Source organism: Ruegeria sp. AI3, assembly GCF_056541245.1.
Map to the genome: position 1 here is coordinate 153,743 of NZ_JBQFYA010000013.1, position 24,952 is coordinate 178,694.

The window sequence follows — 24,952 nt, forward strand, 5'->3', positions numbered from 1 at the left end:
TTTTCTTAAGGCTATGGGCGCAACTTAGCACGGATTGCTTTGTCTGTCCTTTGTCTTGAACGGCATCATGGCTGAGCACACGCAAAGAAAAAGGGCCGCTTCTTACGAAACGGCCCCTTGCGAAGAATATTAACTCAGGCGTCAGCCCTTTTTCAGAACCTCACGACCCAGAAGCTCGGCAATCTGGACTGCGTTCAGGGCGGCACCCTTGCGCAGGTTGTCCGAGACGCACCACAGGTTGATGCCGTTTTCAACGGTCGAGTCCTGACGGATGCGGCTGATGAAGGTTGCGAAATCGCCTACGCATTCGGTAGGCGAGACGTAGCCGCCGGCCTCACGCTTGTCGATCACCATGATGCCCGGCGCTTCGCGCAAGATATCGCGGGCTTCGTCTTCGTCGAGGAATTCTTCGAACTCGATGTTCACGGCCTCGGAGTGGCCAACGAACACGGGCACGCGAACGCAGGTGGCTGTGACCTTGATCGACGGATCGACGATCTTCTTTGTCTCGACAACCATCTTCCATTCTTCCTTGGTCGAGCCGTCTTCCATGAAGACGTCGATCTGAGGGATGACGTTGAAGGCGATCTGCTTCTGGAACTTCTTCGGCTCAACCTCGTTGATCGGGTTGTAGACGGCTTTGGTCTGTTCCCACAGCTCGTCCATGCCCTCTTTGCCCGCACCGGACACCGACTGATAGGTCGAGACAACAACGCGTTTGATCTTGGCGCGGTCATGCAGCGGCTTCAGCGCGACGACCATCTGCGCGGTCGAGCAGTTGGGGTTGGCGATAATGTTCTTGTTCTTGTAGTCGTGGATCGCTTGCGGGTTGCATTCCGGCACGATCAGAGGGATCTCGGGGTCGTAGCGATAGAGCGACGAGTTGTCGATCACCACGCAGCCCGCCGCAGCGGCTTTGGGTGCATAGTCCTTGGTCGCGGCAGAGCCTACAGCGAACAGGGCCATATCCCAGCCGGTGAAATCAAAGGTGTCCAGGTCTTTGGTCGTGAGTGTCTTGTCGCCAAATGTCACCTCAGTACCCAGCGAACGACGGCTTGCCAGCACGGCAATTTCGTCCACGGGGAACTGGCGTTCCGCCAGGATGTTCAGCATTTCGCGGCCCACATTACCAGTGGCGCCGACGACGACGACGCGATAGCCCATTTCATGTCTCCAAAGTTAAGGACGCGCGTTCATAGCCGCGTTGCCGTCGGGACAAAAGGGCTTTTGCGCCGTATTTCGACGAATGACGCCGATTTGAGGCGCTTCACTCGCTCAGCAGGCGCTTGTAGAGGGTCACAAGGGTCTGTGCTTCGCCTTGGATATCGAAATTCTGCTCCACATGGGCGCGGGCGGCCTGTCCGGCCTGAGACAGGGAATCACGGTTTTCCAGCATTTCTGCCGCCGCATTGGCCAGTGCCGGGATATCACCCGGGGTCACCACGCGGCCCAGAGACGGGTCGGTCACAATCTCGGAAAACGCGCCGACATCTGTTGCCACGACCGGAACACCGCAGGCCATCGCCTCAAGCGGGGTGAGGCCGAAACCCTCCCACCGTTGGGGGGCAATGAATAGGTCCAGAACCTGATACCATTCGGCAATCTGGTCGACCGCCACCTCGGGCATAAAGAGGATACGGTCCGACAGGCCCGCCTTGGCGACCTTGTCTTTCTGCTCTGCTAGAAAAACCGTGTGTTTTTCCGTCGCGCGGCCCATGACGATGCCCGAGACGTCCTTGAATCGCGCGCACAGATCAATCATGGCGTCGACGAACGCGTCCGTGCCTTTTTGATGGCGGATACGGCCGTAGCAGCCAAGCAGCAGGCCCTCCGGCAGGCCCAGCCGCGCGCGAAGGGCGGCTTTGTCCTCAGGCGGAGTAAAGTCGTCTAGGTTGATGCCATGCATGATCACCTGCGCGTCCCGTTCCAGATAGCCTGCGGTCTTGCGCGAGGTCGCGACAATCGCGTCCATCTTGTCGATCAGCCATTTGGTGTAGCCTGTGTGCGCCCGTTGCGAAGCGCTAGTAAAGAGCAGCTTCAACTTCAACCGGAACACATTGCGCAGGATCAGGCCCAGAAGCATCTCGGTATTGCGGCGCGCGTGCCAGACCCGCAGCGTGCGACGGGACAGGAAAGGCAGGTGGCCCAGTGGGATATGCGGGATGTCAGCGGGTAGGCCCGGCCCGGTAGCGGCGATGTCGATCTGTTGCACCTGCAAAGGGACCAACCGCGCAATCGTTGCCGTCACGCCCGAAAGCCTGCGTTTGAGATTGGGGGCAATGACGACGGGGTCTTTCACCGGGCTCTCCTGATCGTTGCGTCAGTCGACGCTATCCCGGCTGAATAGATAGATCACGCATCCAATGGCAAGGGTCACGGCGAAAAAGCCGAATATCGCCGTGTAGGGGGCCGTAGGGCTGACGTCGGAAAAGGCGGCGTGAATCTGCCCTGTGGCAAATTGCGCAAGCCCCACCCCGCCGATGCCAAATAGGTTCAGCAAGGTCACGCCGCGCCCGGTCAGATGCGGCGGGATGAAGGCTCGGCCATGGGCCATGATGACAGGAAAGCTCGCGCCCAGAAACCCGATCAGCGACAACATCACGACCGACACCCAGACGGCGTTGTCGACCCACAGGCACAAAAGCCCAAGCGCGACCGCACAGAGGACATTGCCGCCAACAATCACCCATTTGCGGGTGCCCAGAAGACGATCTAGCGGGCCATAAACAAATGTCCCCGCGATCATCGCGGTTCCCATCACCAACGTGGCCGTTCCGATTTGCGTGGTGGTCAGGCTGAACACATCGTTCAGGTATGGCCCCGCCCAAAGCCCGCGCAGTGCAGCCGCCGGAGCGTAAGCGACCAGCATCAAGGGCAGGATGAGCCACAAGGCAGGCTCTTTCAGCAGATCCAGCAAAGATCCTTTGTGGTCGGTCTCGACCTTTTTCGGATCGCGCACGCTGAACCAGATGCCCAAGCCGATTGCGGCGGACAGAACCGCCAACCCAACCATCGTGGCGCGCCAGCCCATCAGCTCGACAGCTAGCGCCGTTGGATAGGACGCAACAAGATTGCCAACCGACCCCACGCCCAGCATCAGCGCCGCCAGCGTAGCAAACCGAGCCGGAGGATACTCGCGTGCAAAGATGAAGTACGAGGCCATCAGAACCGGTGAACAGCCAACACCGATCAGGGCCATCGCGATGCTGACATGCAGAGGGCTGCTGGCGGCGGCAAAAACAAGCGCCCCTCCGGCCCCGCCGATCATCAACAGGACGGTTGCGCTGAGCCGTGGTCCAATACGGTCCAGCGCCCAGCCCACCGGCAGCTGCATCGCGGCAAAGACCAGGAACCAAAGTCCCGAAGCAAAGGCCAAATCCTCGGGCGAAGCCCCGATATCACGCGCCAGATCAAGGCTGAGAACGGCAAGGAACGCGCGAAAAAACTGGCTCAGGACATAAGCCAGACATAGTACAACCAAACCTGCCTGCATGAACGGCCCTTTCCTGCGCATTTCCACCGCCCTGATTGGCACGCCGTGGCAAAACGCACAAGCACGTGTACTATGTTGCAAGGGGAGGACAGCGATCACATTCGGGCTAGCTTAACCTCCAATTGGAACAAAGGGGGGACGATGAAAGACCTCCATTCAGATTTTTACGAGTCCCTGCCGCTTTGGCGCGATTTTACCCTTCTGTCGGACCCGGCGCAGTTTGCCTCGGTTCCGGACGATTGGGTTGTGGGTGTTGCCGACATCGTGGATTCGACCGCGCAGATCGCCCAGGGACGGTACAAAACCGTCAACATGGTCGGTGCTGCGGTGATCTCGGCCATGATCAACGCTCTGGAAAACAAGCCTTTCCCATATGTCTTTGGTGGCGATGGGGCAGGCTTCGCCGTGCCACCCAGTGCGGCGGATATCGCGGCTGGAGCGTTGGCAACCCTGCGGCGCTGGGCCGAAGAGGAGTTTGAGATGCCGTTGCGCGCGGCCCTGGTCCCGGTGGCGGAACTGCGCAAAGCCGGGAAAGACCTGAGGGTGGCGCGCTATGCCCCGTCTACCGGTGTGGACTATGCCATGTTCGCGGGAGGAGGTCTGGCTTGGGCCGAGGCGCAGATGAAATCCGGGCACTATTCGGTCGACCCCGCCGCGCCCAACGCGCAGCCAAATCTGGACGGCCTGTCCTGCCGCTGGTCTAACAGCCCTGCGCAGCATGGCCAGATCGTCTCGGTCGTGGTGCAGCCGACGGCTCAGGCGACCGAGCGGGATTTTGCGGATCTGGCGCAATCTGTTGTCACCATGGCCGCCGAACTGGATCGTTCTGGGCATCCGGTTCCGGAAAACGGACCTCCGATGACATGGCCGCCGCCGGACGTAGGTTTGGATGCCCATGTCTCGCGCGCGGGGGGCAATCTGTTTGCGCAAAAACTGAAGCTGCTCGGGCAGAACCTGTTGATCGCCCTTTTGTTTATGACGGGCAAGCGGCTTGGGCAGTTCGAACCCGGTCACTATCGGCGGATGGTCAGCCAAAACGCAGACTACCGCAAATTCGACGATGGCCTAAAAATGACGCTGGACTGTGACCCTGCCACGTTGGACCGCCTCCAGCGTATGCTGGATGAAGCCCGCGGGCGCGGCAAAATCCGCTACGGCCTGCACGTACAGGATGAGGCGATGATGACCTGCTTTGTCCCCTCAGCCATGCGGGACGATCATGTGCATTTCGTGGATGGGGCTTCGGGTGGATATGCAAAAGCCGCCGAGGCGATGCGGGTGTAGCTTGCCACTAGCGGCTTTAAACTGATATTTATCAGTATATTATAGGTCTTTCCTCTCTTGGTGGCTTGAGACCTTCTGCTTTTTCAGTAATGATTCAGTATGTCCGATCAACTCCCCTTGGTGTCGCGATCCCTGCCCATTGCGTTGCTGCGCGCCCGAGAAAGGGTTATGGGCCCTATTCGCAAATTGCTGATTGATGCCGGGGTGACCGAGCAGCAATGGCGCGTGCTGCGCTTGCTGAAAGAAGAAGGTGCAAGCGAACCGACGGATATCTCGGAACGGGCATGCCTGTTGTTGCCCAGCCTGACGCGCATCTTGCAAAAACTAGAAGACAAGGGCCTGATCAAGCGCCGCTGTCACCCCAAAGATCGACGACGTCAGATCGTCGAAATCACTGCGAAGGGCGAACAGATCATTCAGGACAACTTGACGGGTATTGTTCAACAGGCCGATCGCATGCGCGCGCATCTTGGTCCCGAAAAGCACGAAACGCTTCTGGATATCCTCAACGAGCTGAAAAACTTCAAAGAGTGACCCTCTGAACTAAAACCCCGCCGGAGAAGGTAGGGGGAATTCTCCGGCGGGGTGGCCAGACCCGGGTTGGATTCTGTGCCTGGCCCAAGGCCGTTGCGTGTCGTCTTACCCGACGGCCCGGCCCACGTGTCGGAGGGCGCGCCAGCCCTGAAACAGGGTCTAACAAGGGCGAAACTCCCAGGGGGATGGGTGTCTTCGCCTGCCGTCTCCGATACGTTCACGTCCCAATGCCGACATGTTGAGGCGTCCGCAAGAGGTATCTTCAGGTCACTGCATTCGTATTGATCTTTCCGGCAGAACTTCTGTGCCGGGCAGGTTGTGGGGGTGCCATCAATTCTCAAATCTACTAGGCGATCTAGCGCGATTTTACCTGTTTCCAAGGGATTCATACGCCCAGATGCGCCGCTGCAGGAATTGGGCGGCTTTGCGCCAGATCACGCCGCAGATGTCGGCGTGAACCGGCGCAAAGCTACGGCTTGCCAGTTGCGTGCCAGACGATAAGCTGCGCGGCGCAACACTCAGGGGATCGCCATGCCGTACCTGTTTTCTCTACCCGCACCAATCTCGATCCCCGTGATCGGCGAGCAGGCGACCTATCCCATTGGTCGGATTTTCTGCGTTGGGCGCAACTATGCGGCGCATGCCGCTGAAATGGGTCACGAGGTAGACCGCGAGGCGCCGTTCTATTTCACCAAGTCGTCCGCAAACGCCGTTCTGACCGGAGCGACCGTGCCATACCCGCCAGGCACTGAAAATTACCATCATGAAATGGAGCTGGCCGTCGCCATCGGTCGCCCCGTGTTCCGCGCCACCCCTGCAGAGGCGTGGGAAGCGGTATATGGCTATGGATGCGCGCTGGATATGACCCGCCGCGATCTTCAGATTCGCGAGCGCAACAAACAGCGCCCGTGGGATCTTGGCAAGGATGTTGAGAACGGCGCTGTCTTTGCACCTTTGACCCGTGCCGCCGAGTGGTCGCCGGAGGACCGCAAGCGCATTCATCTGAGCGTCAACGCCAAGGTTCGGCAGGACGCGACTTTGAATGAGTTGATCTGGAAAATTGATGAGATCATCTGCCACCTGTCCGGTTTCTATCACTTGCGTCCCGGCGATGTGATCCTGACAGGCACCCCCGCCGGGGTAGGGCCGGTTACAGCAGGGGATGAAATTGAAGGTGGGATAGATGGGTTGGAGCCCATTCACCTGACCCTGACGGACGCAGAATAGAGTCTATTTAGGCTCTTTCAGCCAGTCATTGGCAAATTCGACCATATCAAGACCGGCAAACCGGCGCAGTCTGTCCAATTCGGAATCCAGTCGTCGCTTGCGCGCATCCGACCAGCGTATCGCGCGCTCCGGCCATAGGGCTTTGACGCGCAGAACGCCGTCGTCCCGATGGGCTTTCATGTCGATCCGGCCAATCAGCTTGTCGCCTTCCAGAAGCGGGAAAACATAGTAGCCATAGGTCCGCTTGGGTTCGGGCACGAAGACCTCGATCCGGTAGTGAAAATCAAACAGCCGCTCGGCTCGGTTCCGGTCACGCAGCATCGGGTCAAACGGGCTGAGAACCCGGATGCGGCCTGTTGGTGCGGGCAGATCGCTCAGACCATCGGTCAGATCGGGGCGGGCAAACAGTTTGCGCAGGCGCCCGTTGACGCAAGCAACCTCGACTTCTTCCAGTGCACCTGATTGCAACCCTTGGGCGCACCATGCCTTGGCCTCAGCCGCGCTGACGGTATCCCAGAACGCGGCCAGCTCACCCGAAGTGGCAAAGCCAAGCCTGTCCAGCGCCGCATTGCACAGCCAATCAACCGTCGCGTCGGCGTCACAGATTAGCTGACCGGGGCAGAGATGCGTTTCGATCACCCGCTCGGTCAGATCATAGCGTTTCTGAAACCCCTCACGCCCGACAACGGTCAGCGTGCCAGAACGCCACAGATATTCGAGCGCGGTCTTGGAAGGGTGCCAATCCCACCACCCGCCAGAGCCCTTCTTTTCGTCCTTCCCCACATCGGACGAAGACACAGGTCCATGATCGCGGATATGACTCAGAACCGTTTCGAACTGCTGTTCGAACCCATCCCGACGCCAGTTCTTCCACCGCGATTTCAGCAGATCCGCATCGCGCTGGAACCGCAGATGCCAATGCGCGTAATACTCCATCGGAATGACGGCTGCATCGTGTGTCCAGTGTTCGAATAGCGCGCGGTCCCGCTCATACAAGCGTTTGAGGTTACCGCTGCGATAGCTGGGCCTGCGCGAGAACAGGATCATGTCATGCGCGCGCGCCACCGTATTGATGCTGTCGAGTTGAACGAAGCCCAGCCTCTGGATCAGATCCAGCAGATCACTGCCCTTGGACCCGCCCGAAGGTGCCTCGGCCAGCGCGTGGCGATCCATGAAGATCGCCCGCGCCGTGCGGTTGTCCAGCCGTTTCAGCGCCACGATATCAGCGCCGTTTCAGCGTATCCCCAAAGTTGACCTTGGGGGTCAGAGTCACGCGGGTCTCGATCTCGGCATTCGGATCGTCAAGCTGCGTGGCGATGATCTTGGCCGCTTGCTGTCCGATCTCAAGCCGGCAGGCATCCATTGTCGCCAGTTTGCGGGGCAGGCCCTGCAGCAGTTCGACGTTGTTGAAACCTGCCAAGCCGATCTGGCCGGGAACGTCGATGCCTTGCTCTAGCAGATACAACAGACCACCCGCGCCGATCATATCGTTGGAATAATACAGGAAATCCAAATCGGGCGAGCGTTCCAGCATAGCTTGCGTCATCTCACGCCCCTTGGCCAGAGCCGAGCCGCCGGAATAGAACTCCCGATCCTCGATCTCGATCCCGTGCTTGCCCATAACCTCGGTGAAACCTTCGAACCGTTTCCGCGCCCGGTGGTCCAACGGCATCTTGGTGCCCATGAAGCCGATATGCTCATAGCCCGCTTTCAGGATTGCCTGCGCCATTTCGCGCCCGGCGCGACGATGAGAGATCCCGACCATCGCATCAACCGGCTTGCCATCGGTATCCATGATCTCAACCACAGGAATTCCGGCCGAATCCAGCATCGCCCGCGCCGCGTCGGTATGCTCCAGCCCGGCAATGATCACCCCCGAGGGCCGCCAAGAGAGCATCTCATACAGCACTTTTTCCTCTTTCTCAGGCAGGTAATCGGTCACGCCGACCACAGGCTGAAGATCGGTGTCCTCGAGCACCTGATTGATGCCGGTCAGAACCTCGGGAAAGACCATGTTGGACAGGGATGGAATGATAACCGCCACCAGATTGACCCGGCTTGAGGCCAGCGCGCCCGCGATCTTGTTGGGCACATAGCCCAGTTCTTTCGCGGCGGCCAAAACGCGGGTGCGCGTCGCATCCGATACATCGCCCCGATTGCGCAGGACCCGGCTGACCGTCATCTCGGATACCCCAGAAGCCTCAGAGACATCGCGAAGGGTAAGCGGGCGTTTTGTTTCTGTGTTCACGGAGGGCACCTGCGTTGTTGTTTTATCTGATGCTAGCGTAAACACCGTGCAGTTTACAACTGTTCAGCACGCCTACAGCAAACCCACAGTAAACCCCATGACAAGCCGAAAAAACAAAGGTAGAGAGGGCTTTGCACGGCCCCGTGGCTCAACTGGATAGAGCAGCCCCCTCCTAAGGGGCAGGTTGCAGGTTCGAATCCTGCCGGGGTCGCCACTGCAGATTCCGGAAATGCCTTCATTCAACGGTGAAAACCTGATCTTAAGGTCGGTGTTCGCGCGATGGCATTTTCCTCAAGCAAAGGTTTGAAATCTGGGTTAGAAATCAAACACGATGTCAATGACTGGCATTGCGCAATACACAGGTACCTTCTTGCCCAGCGGACTAGCCCCTGCCGAACTGATCGCAATCCTTGTCGCCGTGACCGACAACCAGCCGCGTGTCATGACCTTGCGGGGGGGTGAGGCGCTGCCATCGGGGCCGTTCGAATCTTCTCATCGCAGCCTGCAGAGCAGCCTACGTGCCTGGATTGAAGCGCAGACCGGTCATCCCGTGGGGTATCTTGAACAGCTCTATACATTTGCGGACAGGGATCGCGATCCTCGGTCTGGGGATGTAGAAACCTCGCAGCGGATCTCGATCAGCTATCTAGGGCTGGTGCGCGAACAGGATGCAGCCGGGGCAGGGCGCCCGTCCTGGCGCAGTTGGTACCGGTACTTCCCGTGGGAAGACCATCGCGACAGCATCCCCGAAGAAGTGCCGCGCATCGCCGATCGCCTGACGGCTTGGGCAGGGTCAGATCCGCTCAAGGCACAGCGTGTCGACTATCTGTTCGGTCTGAACGGAAAGACGTGGAACGAGGAACTGGTTCTGCAGCGCTATGAGCTGATGTATGAGGCCGGTCTGGTCGACGTGCCCGAGTTTGGCCTGCCCATGGCTGGCGACAATCGCCGTATCCTTGCCACTGGCATTTCGCGGCTGCGGGCCAAGATCAAATATTCTCCGGTCGTGTTCGAGCTGATGCCCGAAAGCTTTACCCTGCTTCAATTGCAGCGCACGGTCGAGGCGCTGTCGGGTCTGCACTTACACAAACCCAACTTCCGTCGCCAGATCGACCAGCAGGAACTTGTTGAAGAAACAGGTGAAATCTCGAGCGGCACCGGCGGCCGCCCGGCGCGTCTGTTCCGGTACCGGCCCGCCATTCTTGAGGCCCGCATGCTGTCGGGCGCAAGGCTGCCTCTGTCCAAATCCTGAGTTGTGCTTGACATAATCTCGAATCGAGAATAATCACAGCTCAAATGTACTCGAATCGAGTATAATTGGAGGAGCCAATGAAAGATTTCCGCCTGCCAGAGTTGTACGATCGGGTTAAGCAAGTCATTCCGCCAGCCGAATGGATGCAGTACGAAGAGGATCTGGAAGCCATCCTCGACCTGAAGCGGCAGAAGAATGCCGTCATCCTTGCGCACAATTACCAAACGCCCGAGATCTTTCACGGTGTGGCCGATATCGTAGGTGACAGCCTGGCCCTGGCGCGCGAAGCCGTTGAGGTCGACGCCGATGTTATCGTGCTGGCTGGCGTGCACTTCATGGCCGAAACCGCCAAGCTGCTGAACCCTGAAAAAACCGTGCTGATCCCGGATATGGGGGCGGGATGTTCGCTGGCGGATTCCATAACGCCCGAAGATATCGTGCTGCTGCGCGAAGCCCATCCGGGTGTACCGGTAGTCACCTACGTTAACACGTCGGCTGCGGTGAAGGCTGCCTCAGATATCTGCTGCACCTCGGGCAACGCAGTGAAAGTGGTGGAATCCCTCGGGGTGCCGCGCGTGTTGATGATACCGGATGAGTACCTTGCCAAGAACGTCGCCAAGGAAACCGATGTCGAACTGATCGCCTGGCACGGGCATTGCGAGGTGCATGAGCTGTTCACCCCAGACGACATTCGGGCGATGCGCGAGGCATGGCCGGGTGTCACGGTGCTGGCCCACCCGGAATGTCCACCCGAGGTCTTGGCCGAGGCTGATTTCTCAGGCTCTACCGCCGTGATGTCGGACTTCGTCGGCGACAAGAAACCGGCAAGGGTTTGCCTTCTGACCGAATGCTCCATGAGCGACAATGTGGCGTTGAAACACCCAGACGTGGAATTCGTGCGCCCGTGCAATTTGTGCCCGCATATGAAGCGCATCAGTTTGGGCAATATTCGCAAAGCGCTGGAATTGGGTCGCCACGAAGTCACCGTCGATCCGGCCATCGCCGACGACGCGCGCCGTTCGGTCGAGCGGATGCTGGCCGTGAAATGATCCGGCTTGAGGGGCTCCATGACCGGATCGCCATCATCGGTGGCGGTATCGCAGGGCTGGTGGCCGCACTGGAACTTGCGCCGCTGCCTGTGGTGCTGATCACCCGGGCCGGGCTGGGGCAGGAATGCTCAAGTGCCTGGGCGCAAGGCGGGGTTGCCGCGGCGCTGGGTGCTGATGACGATCCTGCCCGGCATCTTGCTGATACGCTGCGGGCCGGAGATGGGCTATGTGATGCAACTGTCGCCTCGGGCATTCTTGCAGAGGCCGCAGAGGCGATCGCTGTGCTTGAGCGATACGGCATTCACTTCGACAGGGCGCAGGATGGCACTTTCGCCTTGGCGCGCGAGGCCGCGCATTCCCGTCGACGCATTCTGCACGTAGGCGGTGACCGGACTGGGGCCGAAATCATGTCCGCTGTGACCCGCGCGGTGCAGCATTGCCCCTCAATCACCTGCCTCACGGGCGTCGAAGCCCGGCGTCTTGTGACCGTCGACGGGTGCGTTGCCGGAGTTCATCTGCAAGCGATGGGTCAAGCGGCCGTATTGCGGACAGCTCGGGTCATCATGGCGACAGGTGGCTGCGGGGGTCTTTTCGACGCCAGCACCAACCCGTCCGGCAATTTCGGTCAAGGTTCGGCGATGGCCGCACGTGCAGGCGCAGCTCTGCGCGATATGGAATTCGTGCAATTTCACCCGACCGCACTGGCGACTGACCAAGCACCTTTGGACCTGATCAGCGAGGCGGTGCGGGGCGAGGGGGCAACTCTGATCGACCAGAATGGCAAGCGGTTCATGGCACATATCGCGGATGCCGAACTGGCCCCACGGGACGTGGTGGCCCGCGCTGTGCATCAGGTCATCGCAGGCGGAGGGCGCACGTTTCTTGACGCCCGCGCGGCGCTGGGCGCAGGCTTTGCCAAACGATTTCCGAGCATTCAGGCCCTGTGCGCAGCCCAAGGTATCGACCCCGCGCGCGACCCGATTCCGATACGCCCTGCTGCGCACTACCACATGGGTGGCATTGCCGTTAACCAGACCGGCCAGAGCACGCTGCCCGGGTTGTGGGCCATCGGTGAATGTGCAGCGACCGGCTTGCACGGGGCCAATCGCCTTGCCAGCAATTCTCTGCTCGAGGCTGTTGTAATGGCTCGTCGCGCCGCCAGCGATGTTGCGGCCAGCAAGATGCGAGACCGGGCTTTTGTCCCCAACCCCGCTGCGTTGCCTGATCCCGATCCCGGCGCTGTCCGGCCGATGATGTCGGGGCATCTGGGTGTGATCCGGCATGGGGCCGGGCTGCGGAACGCGATCTCGAACCTGTTGCCGCATGTTCGGTCATGCGAGCCTGCCTCGGACCCGGCCCTCGTGGCGCTAGCAATCGCGGTTTTTGCCGAAAAGCGCCGAGGCTCCTGCGGCGGGCACTATCGTAGCGACTTCCCTGAGCCAGAGACTAATCTGCGATCAACCCTGATGAACCTGACCGAAATCCTGTCGCATGCGGGTTCGGTCGACCAAGAACCCCAGCTGAGGACAGCCTGATCCATGACTGCCATGCCCCTTACCCCGTTGCCGCGCACGATGCTTGAGCCGATGATCCGCCGCGCTCTGGATGAAGATCTCGGTCTGGCGGGCGATGTCACCTCTGCCGCCGTCATTCCACCAGATCACCGATCCGAGGTTGTGGCGCGCGCCCGCCAACCCGGTTGCATCGCCGGTCTGGACTGTGCGGAACTTGCCTTCGCCTTGGTTGATCCGGCCATCACGGTGACCCGCCATGTGAACGACGGAGACTCGGTTTCGAGCGGCGCGCCGATTGCAACATTCCAAGGGCCGTCCCGCAGCCTGTTGATCGCTGAACGAACCGCGCTCAATTTCATGGGCCATCTCTCGGGAATTGCCAGCGCGACCGCTGATCTGGTGCGCCGTGTCGAAGGCACGCGCGCCTCAATCGCCTGCACCCGCAAGACAACCCCGGGTCTGCGCGCGCTGGAAAAATACGCCGTGCGCGCGGGTGGAGGCATGAACCACCGCTATTCCCTAAGCGATGCGGTGCTCATCAAAGACAACCATGTCGCCATCGCCGGAGGCGTCGGCCCAGCCCTGACAAGCGCGAAACAAACGGTCGGACATATGGTCAAGATAGAGATCGAGGTCGATACACTCGCGCAGTTGGAGCAGGTTTTGGAGATCGGTGCCGATGCCGTGCTGCTCGACAACATGACCCCGACCACATTGCGCGAGGCAGTGGGTATGATTGATGGGAGAGCTATCGCCGAAGCCTCGGGCGGGATCACACCTGACAGCGTGCGCGCTGTCGCTGAAACCGGGGTTGATCTGATTTCCATGGGCTGGATCACCCACAGCGCACCCTGCCTTGATATCGGTCTGGATTTCGTCGCAAGTCACCCCTGAAAACACTGACCGCAGAATACTGGACACTGCGGCCTTCGCCGGCCCAGAGGGTAAGCTTCCCCGATATTTGGAATACAACAAGTCATAGAGTCGAGGGTTTCATGGATCCGATTGGACCTGGTCTCTTCTCGTCCAGAGAGGGCGGTCATCCTCAGAAGATGCTTACCCGGTAGGTCTACGTCTTGGATACGTAGGCGATACCAGTGATCATCCAATTGCTGAGAAGTTCTTTGCGCTCGGGACTTTGCGGACGCCGCTGATCTTGTCCGCAGCGAGAACGATATTTTTCTGGTGGTATAGTGGTGATCGAGGTCCTTCGGGACCCGCCGTGTGAAGTACAAGCCCCCTGCTTTCACAAATGAGAAGGCAACGGTTTTGTTCTCCAGCATGTACTACGCCCTTGGTCGGTTCCAGTTAAAGCTGAAGGGAAACAGTAGCTTACCTGTTGGGAATGGTGCCCGGGGGCGGAATCGAACCACCGACACGAGGATTTTCAATCCACTGCTCTACCCCTGAGCTACCCGGGCACGGGAATGGCAATAGCCATTAGGTGGAGGCCTTCTATGACTTGCACCAAGCAGTGTCCAGAGGCTTTTTGACATTTTTTCAGTGTGGACGGCGCGGGATGTCTTCGGGTTCGGAAATCGCGTCCTCGGTATCCTCTTCGCGTTGCGAGGGCACGGCGTAGGATCCGTTCAGCCACTTTGCCAAGTCCAGGTCCGCACAGCGTTTCGAGCAGAACGGGCGGTATTTGGAAACCGTCTTTTCCTGACAGATCGGGCAGGTCATCCAAGCACCTCGCTCAGAGGGATACGCCCGCGTTTGCGTTGCAGCTCGAAATGGCCCAGCGGCGTCCAACCTGCGAGCGTTGTTTCGATCCCGTCCGCCTTGAACGCGGCACGTAGGGCTTGCTCCAGACCACGACGGTCTTTCTTGGGCATCGGAGCCATGTCGATCGTGATTTGACCGCCCAGACCGCGCACCCTCAGGGCGCGTGGAAGGGTCTTGGCGCAGGCGAAATTGGCTTTTGTACCGGCTGCGAGCGAAGTGTCGGAGCCCGTGTTCACATCCACCGCAATAAGCGCGCGGGTGGGTTCGATGTATAGATGCCCTCCGCCCGGCAGGGGCTCGGCAATGCCGCGGGCAATGTCCAGCGCGTCCAGAACGCCGTGATGTTCGAAACCACCGGCCTCGGTCACGACATCTGCCGGGTCGGTCCAATCCCGCCAGGCCAGGATATGAGGGCCGTCACCTTCGGCCAGGGTTTCAGGCTCGGTGCCCGGATCGTTCAGGACCTGTTCGGCCTGCGTCAGCATGGCGCCGATGTCTTCGGCGATGTCATCTGCATCCGCACCAACGCAGCATGACCGCAGAATCAGACCGTAGATGCTGTCGCCCATGACCTCGTGGGCGATTTCCAGCAGGTGGTCGCGCTCATCCTCATCCTTGATGCTGCGCGAGATGTTCAGACCCGGAGCCTCGGGTGTGACAATCGCATAGCGGCTTTTGAACAGAACGCGGTCGGTGACCGGAACGGCTTTGCCGGGTTCGGCAAAACCTGTCACCTGCACCGGAAGTAGCGCTCCGGGTGCGAGACCCTTGACCTGGCGCAGAAAGGCTGGCCCGTCCGGGGTTGTAAGGAACATGCCGCCTTGGCCTTTGACCGGGCGATCCGCGCGGGCGCGGTAGATTGTGCCGGGGGGCGGCGCGTCTCCGGCGATCAGAAAATCGTCGAGCTTGCCGTCGACCATCAGCGCGGCTGCTTCGCGGTCTTCAATATGGTCCAGAACGATTGTGCGGCCTTTCATGGCGCCTCTCTGTACAATGGGTAGCCGATTGCCTGCAAAAGTGCGGCGGTCTCGGACAGGGGCAGGCCCACGATGCCGGTGAACGATCCGGAAATCCAGGGAATGAACGCCCCGGCCGGGCCTTGGATGGCATAACCACCCGCCTTGCCTTGCCAGTCATCTGTTGCAAGATAGGCGTTCACCTCGACATCCGACAAGCGTTTCATCTTGACTTGAGAGACCACGTCACGCTGAAACACCCGACCTCCGCAGCGCACCGCGACCGAGGTCACGACCCGGTGCCGACGCCCGGACAGAGCATGCAGAAACTCGGCCGCTTCGCCTGCGTTTTCGGGTTTGCCCAGAATGCGACGCCCCAGCGCCACCGTGGTATCTGCGCACAAGACAATATCTGCACGATCCGCCTGAACTGCCTGCGCTTTTTCGCGCGCAATACGGCTGCAATAGGGAACCGGAAGTTCGCCCTTCAAAGGCGTTTCGTCAATGTCAGGAGGGCGCACGGCATCGGGCTGCACGCCAAGCTGCGCCAGCAGGTCCAGCCGCCTTGGGCTGCCCGATCCGAGGATAAACGCCATGAGGTAAGGCGTTACTTGAAGCGGTAGTTGATCCGACCCTTGGTCAGATCGTAAGGGGTCATCTCGACCTGAACTTTGTCGCCGGCCAGAACACGGATGCGGTTTTTGCGCATCTTGCCTGCCGTATGTGCGATGATCTCATGGCCGTTTTCCAGCTCGACCCGAAACGTCGCATTAGGCAGGAGTTCCTTCACGACACCGGGAAATTCGAGCGTATCTTCCTTGGCCATGTTGTCTCCATCATTACGTTGCACTCGCAGAATCTGCGAGGATGTGCGCTTAAATGAGCCTATTTTTCCCTTATTTCAAGGGCGGAATCATTAAAGCGCGGAGAATGTGACAGATTCGACTCGGGGGGATTGCTCGTCCCAGTGAGTTCGATTCAGGACATGCCCGTCGGCGCGGACATCGGCAATGGCGCTCAGGTCGATATCGGCATAGGTCCAGCCCGGTTGGTTCAGCGTCCCTTCGGCCAGAACGCCGGTTTGCGGAAAGCCCTTGTCAGGTGGGCCAAAAATGCCGCCCGTCCCGGTGTTCATATCCACGGCCTCGGACCAGTCATTGTTCCCCACCAGCGATGCCATGACCGTAACACATTGATTTTCCAAGGCACGCGACATCGCCCCAATGCGCACGCGCCAATATCCGGCGAGCGCTTCGGTGCATGAGGGGACAAGGATCAGATCCGCTTCGCTCAGGGCATGGCCCAGCAGAGGGAACTCGCTGTCATAGCAGATCAGCACGCCGATCTTGCCCAATGCCGTGTCGAACAGTTTGAGAGGGCCGCCGGGGGCGATATCCCATTGCTCGCGCTCGAACCGGGTCATGATCTGCTTGTCCTGATGATCCTGACGACCATCCGGCGCATAAAGTTCCGCCCGGTTCACCGGACGCCCAGAACCTGTAACAACCGGAGCCGAGGCCGCGAGGATGTATGTCTTGTATTCCTTCGCCACGCGCCGGTGCAGGTTTTGCACATCCTCCATCCGGTCCGAGACCGCCTGAATCGACCGCTCCAGATCGCCTGCCACGTCGACCCCATCCAGTGTCGACAGCTCCATTGCGCCGTATTCGGGAAAGACCAGAAACTCGGCTCCGTTCCCAGCGGCCTGCGCTACCCATGCGTTCAGCTTGTCCTCATACTGCGCCCAACTGTCGAGCCAATCGAGGTCATAGGCGGCGGTGGCGACTCTCATCGATCTGTCCTTCGATACTGATTTGTCGGGACACTAAGTGACGATGGCTGGGCGTGTACAGGCCCAACCTTTCGGTCTGATGAAACGACGACAAAGTGAATTGGAGGTCTCAGGCCCATGTGGTTTAATCGAACCCGGAGGACACCATGCAAAAACCGGAAAGCTTCGAGAAGTTCTATTTCGCCAAGGTCGGCATGGGCGAGGCCTGCGGCTGCGCTGAACGTGTCATTGACGTGTATGAGTTCAACCGCAAAGGCGGCGCCCAGAGCAAAGACAGTGTGGTCCCGAAAAAGCGCAAAACCGGGTCTCTCCGCGGCTGGGCCGTCAAATACGGTTTGATCAGTCGAAGGCGTCAAGGTTGAGAAGTAGAGATTTCTGAAGGCCTTGATTGGCATCACAACAACGGTGTTGCGTGCGCCTTTAGAGAATGGCAACCATCGCGCATGGTTCGAATTGCATTTCACATTCTCATCGTTTTGGTTTTAACGCTTCTGACACAAATTGGCGGCATCGCTTGGGTGATTTCACGTTTCTTCAAACGGCATCTATTGGCATTTCTAGCCACCTACGCAGCTCTTTCTTTGGCAAGCATCTGGATCGCGCCGTATTTCGGGCGCGTGGCGCTGAGTTGTTCGAAAGAGGGTCCTTTAGAAGTACAAAGTTGGATGTACTGTGCGTTGAACAGAAACTACGTCTCTCCAGAGATGTATGACGTCCTGACCAGCACTGCGGAGGAAATGGACAAAAGGCATCCGGGCACAGTTACCGTTGTGCTTGACGCCAACTTTCCCTTCTTAGATGGATTTCCGCTGCTGCCTCATCTGTCGCATGATGACGGGGAAAAGGCAGACCTTGCATTCTACTACGCGGGCGAAACGGGCTATTTGAAAGGCGCGACGCGTTCACCGATCGGCTATTTCGCGTTCGAACAGGGGCCAAAAGAGTGTTCAAAGACGTGGCCCACACTCAGATGGGATTTCGATGCGCTGCAACCCCTCTGGCACGACTACGGCATCGATGAAGACCGCAACCGATCCGTGCTAGAGGTTCTGGTCGAAGATGACCGTGTCGGGAAAGTCTTTGTCGAGCCCCACCTTGTGGATCGCTTGGGCGCTTCGCATCCGAAAATCAGGTTCCAAGGGTGTCGCGCGGCGCGCCATGATGATCATATCCACTTTCAGTTGTAGGCCGGATTCCATCTCTGTGTCGATGCTCACAAATCCCGGATCCAAAACTGCAATGGCTTGAGCGTCTCGCCTTCGTCCCCGACATCTTTCCACGAGAATTGAGCGATCGCGCCAGGCAATGGTTCGTAGCCGCGGGATTTCCAGAACGTATCAAGCGGGCGATAGGTTGCAGGCCGCATGGGGTGATCTTCCGGGCGTTGGACGCTGCAGAAGGCACATTTGGTGAAACCCTGCGCGCGGGCGTGGGCCTCGCGCTGGTCGAAGAATTTGTGGCCGACGCCTTGGCCTCGGTAGTCGGACAGAAGAACGGATTCGGCACAGTAGAAGATCTGTGACAAGTCCAGACCCGTATCTTGAAACGCGGCGGCGAAATCGTCGGCGTGGTCGGTCAAAGGCGCGCCCGTCGAGGCTCCGATCAGGCGGTCATTGTCGAAGGTGCCGACAACGATGGCCTTGTCGCTATCGCGATAGGATTGCAGATAGCTGCGCTCGTATTCCAGATCGCCATCATAGAGGTAAGGCCAGGCCCGAAACACCTCGATCCGCAGGCGCGCGACGTCGTCCAGACTGGCCTCGAGCGCCGCTCCGGTCAGGGGCCGGACGGATGTAACCTCAGCCATTCGAGACCTGTTTGGTCCAGTCCGCAAGGTTGTAGAAGGTGGTAACGCGAGTGATCTTGCCGTCTTTTAGGTCAAAGAACGAGCCCGCGGGCAGGCGATAGCCCTGGCCATGCGCCTCGGGCAGGCCCTCGTCGGTTTCCAGATAGGTGCCGTTGACTATGAACTCTGCCGCGGCGCGGGTGCCGCCTTCGGCATCGAACACAACGATATCGGTCAGGTTCTCTTTGTAGCAGTGGTTCATATGGGCGCAGAAAGCTGCGAATTTCTCTTTGCCGACGCGGATCTTGCCTTCGTTCACATGGTGGGCCACGTCATCGGACAGACAGGCCAGCATGCCATCGACATCACCGGCGTTGAAGGCGTCGAAATAGGTCTTCACGGTCTGGTTCATGGGTCACTCCGTTGGTTCGCCCCAGCGGTCTTTCAGATGCTTGATGATCTGATCGCGGGTCTGTCGGTAGTGATGTAGCTTTGATTCCCGTGTCTCGCCCATCCCGGTAGGGTCCATTATTGGCCAATAATCGACATCGAGGTGGAAAATCCGGGTCAGCTCCAGCGCTTTGCGCTGACTGGCCGGGGACAAAGCGACGATCAGATCGAACGAGCTGAGGTCGTCGCCCCATTCCTGCATCTCGTCAAAGGATCGGGTGCGGTGGCGGGACAGTTCAACGCCCATTTCCTGACAGACGGCGATACAGAAGCCGTCGATGTCCAGATCGTTACGTACGCCAGCGGATTGCACATAGGTGCCGGTGCCGTAGAACTTTTTCATGATGCCTTCGGCCATCGGAGACCGAACCGAGTTGTGGTCGCAACAGAACAGAATGGACTGCGGCAGAGGCGTCACCCGTTAGCCTCCGAAATGTAGCACGCAGATCAGCGTGAACAGGCGTCGGGCGGTATCGGTGTCTACGTCGGCCTTGCCTTCCAGCCGTTCCTGCAAAACCCGGCTGCCTTCGTTGTGAATGCCGCGCCGGGCCATGTCGATGGTTTCGATCTGGCTGGGCGGCAGAGATTTGACCGCGTCGAAATAGCTTTGGCAGATCTGGAAATAGTCTTTCACCACCTGCCGGAACGGCCCGAGGGACAGGTGGAATTCGGCCGCTTTCTGGCTGTCTTCGGTGCTGATATCAAACACCAGTCGTTTGTCGCGGATCGAAAGCTGCAGGTGATAGGGGCCGTCGGGAATGGCACGATCTTCCCGCTGAGGCAGGTCAAAGCTGTTCTCCTCAAGCAGATCATAAATGGCGACCTTGCGCTCCTGCTCGATCTCGGGGGTCGGCGGGGGCAGGTTCCGGTCATCCAGTTCGATATGCGAGATATGGGTCATTTTAACGGTCACAATCCTTCACGTCTGCTCAGACCTATAACAATGGATTTCAATGGGCAACGCACAGATACGCCACAAGCTGGCGATCTTTGCGCCCTATCAGCCGTTCAGCCGGTTCAGACGTGCGGTGACGGACAAACCATGTGCCTCGAGGCTTTCCGATTGCGCCAATGTCTCGGCTGCAGGGCCGATTGCACGTAGGGCTTCGGGGGTCATCTGGCTGAGCGTTGTACGCTTGAGGAAATCCATCACGCTGAGGCCGGATGAGAACCGCGCGGAGCGTGCGGTGGGAAGCACATGGTTAGGACCGCCGACATAGTCTCCGATGGCCTCCGGCGTGTATTGCCCAAGGAAAATCGCGCCTGCGTGGATGGTCTGTTCGCTCAGAGTGACCGGGTCGGCCACGCAGAGTTCCAAGTGTTCCGGCGCGATGCGGTTCGAAAGTGCGGCGGCCTCATCCAGATCGCGCACGGTGATGATCGCGCCAAAGTCCCGCCAGCTGGCGCCGGCGATGGCGCGGCGCTGTAGGGTCTCAAGTCGTTTTTCGACGGCCTGCGCCACGGCTTGACCGAAACCGGCATCATCCGTGATCAGGATAGACTGCGCGCTTTCATCATGTTCGGCCTGGCTGAGCAGATCCAGCGCGATCCAGTCGGGCTCATTGTCCTTGTCGGCAATTACGAGGATCTCCGAGGGACCCGCGATCATGTCAATGCCAACCTTGCCGAACACCCGACGTTTGGCGGCAGCGACAAAGGCGTTGCCCGGGCCGGTGATCTTGTCGACCGGAGCGATGCTTTCGGTGCCATAGGCCAGCGCGGCAACGGCCTGCGCGCCGCCGATGCGATAAATTTCATCCACCCCCGATAGCTGCGCGGCCAGCAGAACCAGCGGGTTTGCCTGCCCGTCCGGGGTGGGTACGACGATAGCCAACCGCTCGACCCCTGCCACCTTGGCCGGGATTGCGTTCATCAGAACTGATGAAGGGTAGGAGGCCAATCCGCCCGGCACGTAAAGGCCCGCGGCCGAGACAGCCGACCAGCGCCAGCCCAATGTCGCGTTGGTCTCATCGGTCCATTGGTGATCCTCCGGCATCTGCTTTTCGTGATAGGCGCGGATGCGCTCTGCGGCCAGTTCAAGCGCGGCGCGGGCTTCGGGGGTCACCTGTGCGACGGCTTCGGCAATTTCGTCAGCCGAAAAGGCCAGTGTCTCGGGCGTCAGTTCCAGCCGGTCGAATTTCGCGGTCAGCTCGATCACCGCCGCATCGCCACGGCTTCGGACATCGTCGATGATCCCGGCCACCACTGCATCCACATCCGGGCTGTCTTCGCGCTTGGCCGATAGCAGCGTTTGAAAGGCGGCCTCAAACTCGGGCGAGGTGGTGTCGAGAAAAACGGGCATGATCTGGCACTCCGGAGCGTTTCACGGGGACATATCGCCCGTAAGGGTTGGTCTCAACCCTTCTCGGCCTGGTGCAGCGATTTGCGCAGGGGGAATTGGGTCATCCCATGCCACTCTTCCTCATCACCCGCCGAAACCCAGCCATATCTGAGGTAGAAGGCCCGTGCTGTGTGAGTGGCATCCAAATAGGCCTGTGCGCAGCCTTGATCCGCCAGCTCCTGTTCAAGCCGGGCCAGCAGGGCCCGCCCGATACCACGCCGCACATGGCCGGGATCGACATAAAGCAGTGAGATCATCGAACCGTGGCGCAGCCCTCCGACGGCCACGATCTGTCCGTCTAGCTCAGCCACCCAGATATCCGAGCCGCCTTGTATCCAGCCGCGAACGGTCTGCGGGTCTTTGTTGGCGGTCCACAGCGCCACAAGTTCGGGGTCTTTGTGGTGATCCGCCGCGCAGAGATGGGTGATAGAGCGGATCAACACCTGGCTGATCTGAAACACATCAAACACGGTCGCACGGCGCAGCTCCAGACCCGAGGCGGGTCCGGAGAAGGCCTGCGATATGCCGCGTTTATTCTGGATGATGCGGTGCCTGGCCCGAAGGGGCCCGATAGGGGCGCGTCACGTCTTTCAGGGTGGCTTCAATTGCCTCGACCGTCAGGCGGATCGCGCCGTCGCCCGCAAGGGTCAGCAGGATCTGGCCTGCGCCGTCCTCGCTGGCCTCGAAATCGACCGAGAGCAGCGACATCACCATATCCGTGTCGCGGCGGTCGATCCCCTGACTGGCAACCGACAACACCGAGTCGAACACCAGAACCGACTGCACGCGCTCAAATGGGCGGTCGCGGCGCGTGGCGGCATCCTTGTCCTCCCACCGGAAGCGGTTCAACAACAGCCCGAAACGGCGCTGCGAAGGCTGCCACTTCATCTCGGTCACCGGGAACACCGCATCCTGTGCAAGCGATGAGATCACCTGTAGGTCGTCGCCGTCTTCGGCACCCAGATTCAGCGGCGCTTCGCGGCCGTCTTCAAAACTTGCGTCTGTCATTCGCCCTTGATCCGTTCGATTTTGGCACCCACGCCTTCCAGCTTGCGCACCACATGCTCATATCCGCGGTCCAGATGATAGACCCGGCTGACGGTTGTTTCCCCTTCTGCCGCCAGACCTGCAAGGATCAGCGAGACCGAGGCCCGCAGGTCCGTCGCCATCACCGGCGCGCCTTTGAGGTTTTCAACACCGGTGACAGTCGCCGTACCGCCATGCACCTCGATATTCGCGCCCATGCGGACAAGTTCGGGCGCGTGCATGAAGCGGTTCTCAAAAATGCGCTCTTCCAGAACCGAGGTTCCTTCGGCTGTGCACATCAGCGCCATCATCTGCGCCTGCAGGTCAGTGGGGAAGCCGGGGAACGGCTCGGTGACCACGTCCACGGCCCGCACGCGACCATTCTTGCGCGCAACTTTCAGGCCTTTTTCGGTTTCCGAAACGCTGACGCCTGCGGCTTCGAGTTTTTCCACGAAGGAGCCGACCAGCGACATGCGCCCGCCCAGCAGTTCTACCTCGCCACCGCAGATCGCAGGGGCCAGCATATAGGTGCCCAACTCAATCCGGTCTGTCACCACCTGATGGGTGGCACCATGCAGGCGGTCGACGCCCTGAATTTCGATCGTCGATGTCCCTTCGCCCGAAATTTGAGCGCCCATCTTACGCAAACACTCCACCAGATCGACAATCTCGGGCTCGCGCGCGGCGTTCTTCAGAACAGTGGTGCCTTTGGCCAAAGTTGCAGCCATGACGATGTTCTCGGTCGCCCCGACCGAGGCAAAGCGCATCTCATGCACCGCGCCTTTCAACCCACCCGGGGCCTTGGCGTGCAGATACCCGTCTTTCAGTTCGATCTCGGCGCCCAAGGCCTCCAGCCCTTCGACATGCAAATCCATCGGCCGCGCGCCAATGGCACAGCCACCCGGCAGCGACACGACCGCCTGCCCGAATCGCGCCAGCAACGGCCCCAGCACCAGATTTGAGGCCCGCATCTTGCGCACGATGTCATAATCCGCCGTCTGGCTGGTCAGATCATGGCTGGACATCGCGATCACCTGACCGTCCTGCAGCGCGGAGACCTCAGCCCCCAGCGATTGCAGCAGCGCTGTCATGGTCTTGATGTCGCTGAGGCGTGGCGCATTGGTCAGCGTCAGCGGTTCTTCGCTGAGAAGCGTCGCGGGCATCAGCGTCAGGCACGCATTCTTAGCCCCCGCAATCGGTATCTGACCGTTCAGCGGCCCGTTGCCCGTCACCAGAATCGAATCCATCTGCTCTTATCCCTCGTCCTTGTCGGCTTTGTCATCCGAGGCCGCCCGCGCCTTGGCCTGCGCCTTGCGCCGCGCCATGTTGGCCTTGAGCGCTGCTTTCAGCCGCTCTTCCCGCGCATCACCGGAATTGCCGTGTTTTTTAGGTGTATCTTTGTCTGCCATGGTCTTTCTCTACAGGAGGCGAAAAAAACCGTCCAGACACCCTTGCGCCGCGTTTCGTTTGAGTCTAATCACCCGCCCACGATGCTGCTGTAGCTCAGAGGTAGAGCACTCCCTTGGTAAGGGAGAGGTCGAGAGTTCAATTCTCTCCAGCAGCACCATCTAATCACTCTTGTTTTATGGCTCCCCTTGTATTTTAGGGTGTGACGCCGCCGTGTCTGATACATGGAGGTGGTACATTGAAGCGAGTGAAGATAGTGCCGAACCCTGTCTTACGAGATAACGGGACCTATTACCTGTGGGTTGCGGCTTCTGCAGACGTCGCAAAAAAAGCACAGGAGACGTTCTTGACTATCCCCATCGGTGACACCACAACGCGAGCCAAGATCAACACTCATGCCAAAGCGTATCTGAGGACGAAAGAACTGACGGAAGCGCGGAAGCGGTTCCCAGCAGCATTGGCCGCAGTTGAAGCCCACTGAGACAGCTTGAGGAGAGGGCCAATTGAGTTGAGCCACAAACAGGCACTGGCACTTGCTGGCGAGGTTCGGAGGGCTTGTTGATGCGGCTCTCGGCAAGCGCCACCTGAGCATCACTTCAGCTTCGCGCATGAAATTACTGGGCCACTTGTCAACTGCAATGAACGAAGCGTCAGCGGTCAATGAGGCAAAGGCGTTTGGCGATTACTCAGACATCGGCCAGACTGACAAATACCCTGAATACGTTGAGCCGAAGGCACAGGAAAGAGAAAATGAAAATGGCGATACCAGCAAAACCCTAGGGTCAGGACCCATTGATTTCCGCTTTGCTGCGTGATTCACGGTTCGAAAATCGAGCGGTGACCATGTCTGATCTTTTCTGGCTGACGG

The 24,952-nt window shown here is 59.5% G+C and carries 31 protein-coding genes and 3 tRNA genes; 13 read left to right on the top strand and 21 right to left on the bottom strand.

Annotated features, from left to right (window positions below; genetic code table 11):
• Positions 1–141: 141 nt before the first annotated feature.
• From ACRZ95_RS18670 to ACRZ95_RS18680, 3 genes are all read right to left on the bottom strand, one after another.
• Positions 142–1,164, bottom strand: a complete 1,023-nt coding sequence (locus ACRZ95_RS18670; RefSeq protein ID WP_170380274.1) for an aspartate-semialdehyde dehydrogenase — start codon at positions 1,162–1,164, stop codon at positions 142–144.
• 103 nt (positions 1,165–1,267) lie between these two features.
• Complete coding sequence (locus ACRZ95_RS18675) at positions 1,268–2,299, bottom strand: glycosyltransferase family 4 protein (RefSeq protein ID WP_170680786.1); 1,032 nt, start codon at positions 2,297–2,299, stop codon at positions 1,268–1,270.
• A gap of 21 nt (positions 2,300–2,320) precedes the next feature.
• Positions 2,321–3,493 (bottom strand): MFS transporter, encoded by a 1,173-nt coding sequence (locus tag ACRZ95_RS18680; RefSeq protein WP_170680849.1) that lies wholly within the window; start codon positions 3,491–3,493, stop codon positions 2,321–2,323.
• A 141-nt stretch (positions 3,494–3,634) separates the two neighbouring features.
• Between ACRZ95_RS18680 and ACRZ95_RS18685 the strand changes: the two genes are divergently transcribed.
• From ACRZ95_RS18685 to ACRZ95_RS18695, 3 genes are all read left to right on the top strand, one after another.
• Positions 3,635–4,777, top strand: a complete 1,143-nt coding sequence (locus ACRZ95_RS18685; RefSeq protein WP_170680791.1) for a DUF3095 domain-containing protein — start codon at positions 3,635–3,637, stop codon at positions 4,775–4,777.
• Between the two features lie 99 nt (positions 4,778–4,876).
• The gene (gene hpaR / locus ACRZ95_RS18690) at positions 4,877–5,311 is read left to right on the top strand and encodes a homoprotocatechuate degradation operon regulator HpaR (RefSeq protein ID WP_170380277.1); all 435 of its coding nucleotides are present in this window, start codon (positions 4,877–4,879) and stop codon (positions 5,309–5,311) included.
• A gap of 531 nt (positions 5,312–5,842) precedes the next feature.
• Positions 5,843–6,538 carry a fumarylacetoacetate hydrolase family protein gene (locus ACRZ95_RS18695; protein WP_170680794.1) on the top strand — a complete coding sequence of 232 codons (696 nt, stop codon included), beginning with the start codon at positions 5,843–5,845 and terminating at the stop codon, positions 6,536–6,538.
• A gap of 3 nt (positions 6,539–6,541) precedes the next feature.
• Here ACRZ95_RS18695 and ACRZ95_RS18700 read toward each other — a convergent pair whose 3' ends face one another.
• Together ACRZ95_RS18700 and ACRZ95_RS18705 are read right to left on the bottom strand one after the other, a co-directional pair.
• The gene (locus tag ACRZ95_RS18700; RefSeq protein ID WP_170680797.1) at positions 6,542–7,756 is read right to left on the bottom strand and encodes a DNA glycosylase AlkZ-like family protein; all 1,215 of its coding nucleotides are present in this window, start codon (positions 7,754–7,756) and stop codon (positions 6,542–6,544) included.
• Positions 7,757–7,760: 4 nt separating this feature from the next.
• Positions 7,761–8,786 (bottom strand): LacI family DNA-binding transcriptional regulator, encoded by a 1,026-nt coding sequence (locus ACRZ95_RS18705; protein WP_170680800.1) that lies wholly within the window; start codon positions 8,784–8,786, stop codon positions 7,761–7,763.
• A gap of 137 nt (positions 8,787–8,923) precedes the next feature.
• Here ACRZ95_RS18705 and ACRZ95_RS18710 point away from each other — a divergent pair.
• The 5 genes from ACRZ95_RS18710 to nadC all read left to right on the top strand — a co-directional run bounded on the left by ACRZ95_RS18710 (position 8,924) and on the right by nadC (position 13,495).
• Positions 8,924–9,000: transfer RNA gene (locus ACRZ95_RS18710), tRNA-Arg, on the top strand.
• A gap of 123 nt (positions 9,001–9,123) precedes the next feature.
• Positions 9,124–10,038 carry an NUDIX hydrolase gene (locus ACRZ95_RS18715; RefSeq protein ID WP_480555378.1) on the top strand — a complete coding sequence of 305 codons (915 nt, stop codon included), beginning with the start codon at positions 9,124–9,126 and terminating at the stop codon, positions 10,036–10,038.
• A 77-nt stretch (positions 10,039–10,115) separates the two neighbouring features.
• The gene (nadA, locus tag ACRZ95_RS18720; protein WP_170680803.1) at positions 10,116–11,087 is read left to right on the top strand and encodes a quinolinate synthase NadA; all 972 of its coding nucleotides are present in this window, start codon (positions 10,116–10,118) and stop codon (positions 11,085–11,087) included.
• On the top strand, positions 11,084–12,622 hold the full coding sequence (locus ACRZ95_RS18725; protein ID WP_170680806.1) for an L-aspartate oxidase: 1,539 nt from the start codon (positions 11,084–11,086) through the stop codon (positions 12,620–12,622). Before nadA ends, ACRZ95_RS18725 begins: the two co-directional genes overlap by 4 nt.
• A 3-nt stretch (positions 12,623–12,625) precedes the next feature.
• Positions 12,626–13,495 (top strand): carboxylating nicotinate-nucleotide diphosphorylase, encoded by an 870-nt coding sequence (nadC, locus tag ACRZ95_RS18730; protein ID WP_480555380.1) that lies wholly within the window; start codon positions 12,626–12,628, stop codon positions 13,493–13,495.
• On the opposite strand, the gene ACRZ95_RS18735 is transcribed toward nadC, so the two are convergent.
• The 7 genes from ACRZ95_RS18735 to ACRZ95_RS18765 form a co-directional block, all read right to left on the bottom strand.
• On the bottom strand, positions 13,486–13,884 hold the full coding sequence (locus ACRZ95_RS18735) for a DUF6538 domain-containing protein (RefSeq protein WP_480555382.1): 399 nt from the start codon (positions 13,882–13,884) through the stop codon (positions 13,486–13,488). The two genes, nadC and ACRZ95_RS18735, sit on opposite strands and share 10 nt — an antisense overlap.
• A 63-nt stretch (positions 13,885–13,947) precedes the next feature.
• Positions 13,948–14,022 (bottom strand) — tRNA-Phe (locus tag ACRZ95_RS18740).
• 79 nt (positions 14,023–14,101) lie between these two features.
• A complete protein-coding gene (locus tag ACRZ95_RS18745; protein WP_170641041.1) occupies positions 14,102–14,284 on the bottom strand; it encodes a DNA gyrase inhibitor YacG in 183 nt (60 codons plus the stop codon).
• Positions 14,281–15,303: a ribonuclease E/G gene (locus ACRZ95_RS18750; protein WP_170680808.1), complete on the bottom strand. Its 1,023-nt coding sequence runs from the start codon at positions 15,301–15,303 to the stop codon at positions 14,281–14,283. Before ACRZ95_RS18750 ends, ACRZ95_RS18745 begins: the two co-directional genes overlap by 4 nt.
• The gene (locus tag ACRZ95_RS18755; RefSeq protein WP_170680810.1) at positions 15,300–15,878 is read right to left on the bottom strand and encodes a Maf family protein; all 579 of its coding nucleotides are present in this window, start codon (positions 15,876–15,878) and stop codon (positions 15,300–15,302) included. The genes ACRZ95_RS18750 and ACRZ95_RS18755 overlap by 4 nt, the downstream gene beginning before the upstream one ends.
• A gap of 11 nt (positions 15,879–15,889) precedes the next feature.
• On the bottom strand, positions 15,890–16,108 hold the full coding sequence (gene infA, locus ACRZ95_RS18760) for a translation initiation factor IF-1 (protein WP_005978431.1): 219 nt from the start codon (positions 16,106–16,108) through the stop codon (positions 15,890–15,892).
• Between the two features lie 90 nt (positions 16,109–16,198).
• Positions 16,199–17,074 (bottom strand): carbon-nitrogen hydrolase family protein, encoded by an 876-nt coding sequence (locus ACRZ95_RS18765; RefSeq protein ID WP_170680812.1) that lies wholly within the window; start codon positions 17,072–17,074, stop codon positions 16,199–16,201.
• Positions 17,075–17,220: 146 nt separating this feature from the next.
• On the opposite strand from ACRZ95_RS18765, the gene ACRZ95_RS18770 reads away from it, so the two are divergent.
• Together ACRZ95_RS18770 and ACRZ95_RS18775 are read left to right on the top strand one after the other, a co-directional pair.
• On the top strand, positions 17,221–17,436 hold the full coding sequence (locus tag ACRZ95_RS18770; protein WP_170641047.1) for a hypothetical protein: 216 nt from the start codon (positions 17,221–17,223) through the stop codon (positions 17,434–17,436).
• Between the two features lie 315 nt (positions 17,437–17,751).
• Positions 17,752–18,261 carry a hypothetical protein gene (locus ACRZ95_RS18775; protein WP_480555385.1) on the top strand — a complete coding sequence of 170 codons (510 nt, stop codon included), beginning with the start codon at positions 17,752–17,754 and terminating at the stop codon, positions 18,259–18,261.
• Between the two features lie 26 nt (positions 18,262–18,287).
• Here ACRZ95_RS18775 and ACRZ95_RS18780 read toward each other — a convergent pair whose 3' ends face one another.
• The 9 genes from ACRZ95_RS18780 to ACRZ95_RS18820 all read right to left on the bottom strand — a co-directional run bounded on the left by ACRZ95_RS18780 (position 18,288) and on the right by ACRZ95_RS18820 (position 24,086).
• Positions 18,288–18,881, bottom strand: a complete 594-nt coding sequence (locus ACRZ95_RS18780) for a GNAT family N-acetyltransferase (protein ID WP_170680816.1) — start codon at positions 18,879–18,881, stop codon at positions 18,288–18,290.
• Positions 18,874–19,272, bottom strand: a complete 399-nt coding sequence (locus tag ACRZ95_RS18785) for a ketosteroid isomerase-related protein (RefSeq protein WP_170680818.1) — start codon at positions 19,270–19,272, stop codon at positions 18,874–18,876. The genes ACRZ95_RS18780 and ACRZ95_RS18785 overlap by 8 nt, the downstream gene beginning before the upstream one ends.
• 3 nt (positions 19,273–19,275) lie before the next feature.
• On the bottom strand, positions 19,276–19,728 hold the full coding sequence (locus tag ACRZ95_RS18790; RefSeq protein ID WP_170462968.1) for an arsenate-mycothiol transferase ArsC: 453 nt from the start codon (positions 19,726–19,728) through the stop codon (positions 19,276–19,278).
• A gap of 3 nt (positions 19,729–19,731) precedes the next feature.
• The gene (locus ACRZ95_RS18795) at positions 19,732–20,211 is read right to left on the bottom strand and encodes a UPF0262 family protein (RefSeq protein ID WP_170680820.1); all 480 of its coding nucleotides are present in this window, start codon (positions 20,209–20,211) and stop codon (positions 19,732–19,734) included.
• Positions 20,212–20,310: 99 nt separating this feature from the next.
• A complete protein-coding gene (gene hisD / locus ACRZ95_RS18800) occupies positions 20,311–21,612 on the bottom strand; it encodes a histidinol dehydrogenase (RefSeq protein WP_170680822.1) in 1,302 nt (433 codons plus the stop codon).
• 53 nt (positions 21,613–21,665) lie between these two features.
• A complete protein-coding gene (locus ACRZ95_RS18805; protein WP_480555387.1) occupies positions 21,666–22,121 on the bottom strand; it encodes a GNAT family N-acetyltransferase in 456 nt (151 codons plus the stop codon).
• 61 nt (positions 22,122–22,182) lie between these two features.
• A complete protein-coding gene (locus ACRZ95_RS18810) occupies positions 22,183–22,659 on the bottom strand; it encodes a DUF2948 family protein (RefSeq protein ID WP_170680824.1) in 477 nt (158 codons plus the stop codon).
• Positions 22,656–23,924 (bottom strand): UDP-N-acetylglucosamine 1-carboxyvinyltransferase, encoded by a 1,269-nt coding sequence (gene murA / locus ACRZ95_RS18815; protein ID WP_170680826.1) that lies wholly within the window; start codon positions 23,922–23,924, stop codon positions 22,656–22,658. The genes ACRZ95_RS18810 and murA overlap by 4 nt, the downstream gene beginning before the upstream one ends.
• A gap of 6 nt (positions 23,925–23,930) precedes the next feature.
• Positions 23,931–24,086: a hypothetical protein gene (locus tag ACRZ95_RS18820; protein ID WP_170680828.1), complete on the bottom strand. Its 156-nt coding sequence runs from the start codon at positions 24,084–24,086 to the stop codon at positions 23,931–23,933.
• A gap of 83 nt (positions 24,087–24,169) precedes the next feature.
• Here ACRZ95_RS18820 and ACRZ95_RS18825 point away from each other — a divergent pair.
• The 3 genes from ACRZ95_RS18825 (at position 24,170) to ACRZ95_RS18835 (ending at position 24,899) form a co-directional block, all read left to right on the top strand.
• Positions 24,170–24,244 (top strand) — tRNA-Thr (locus ACRZ95_RS18825).
• A 186-nt stretch (positions 24,245–24,430) separates the two neighbouring features.
• Complete coding sequence (locus ACRZ95_RS18830; protein WP_480555389.1) at positions 24,431–24,565, top strand: hypothetical protein; 135 nt, start codon at positions 24,431–24,433, stop codon at positions 24,563–24,565.
• A 52-nt stretch (positions 24,566–24,617) separates the two neighbouring features.
• Positions 24,618–24,899, top strand: a complete 282-nt coding sequence (locus ACRZ95_RS18835) for a hypothetical protein (protein ID WP_170680830.1) — start codon at positions 24,618–24,620, stop codon at positions 24,897–24,899.
• Positions 24,900–24,952: the final 53 nt, after the last annotated feature.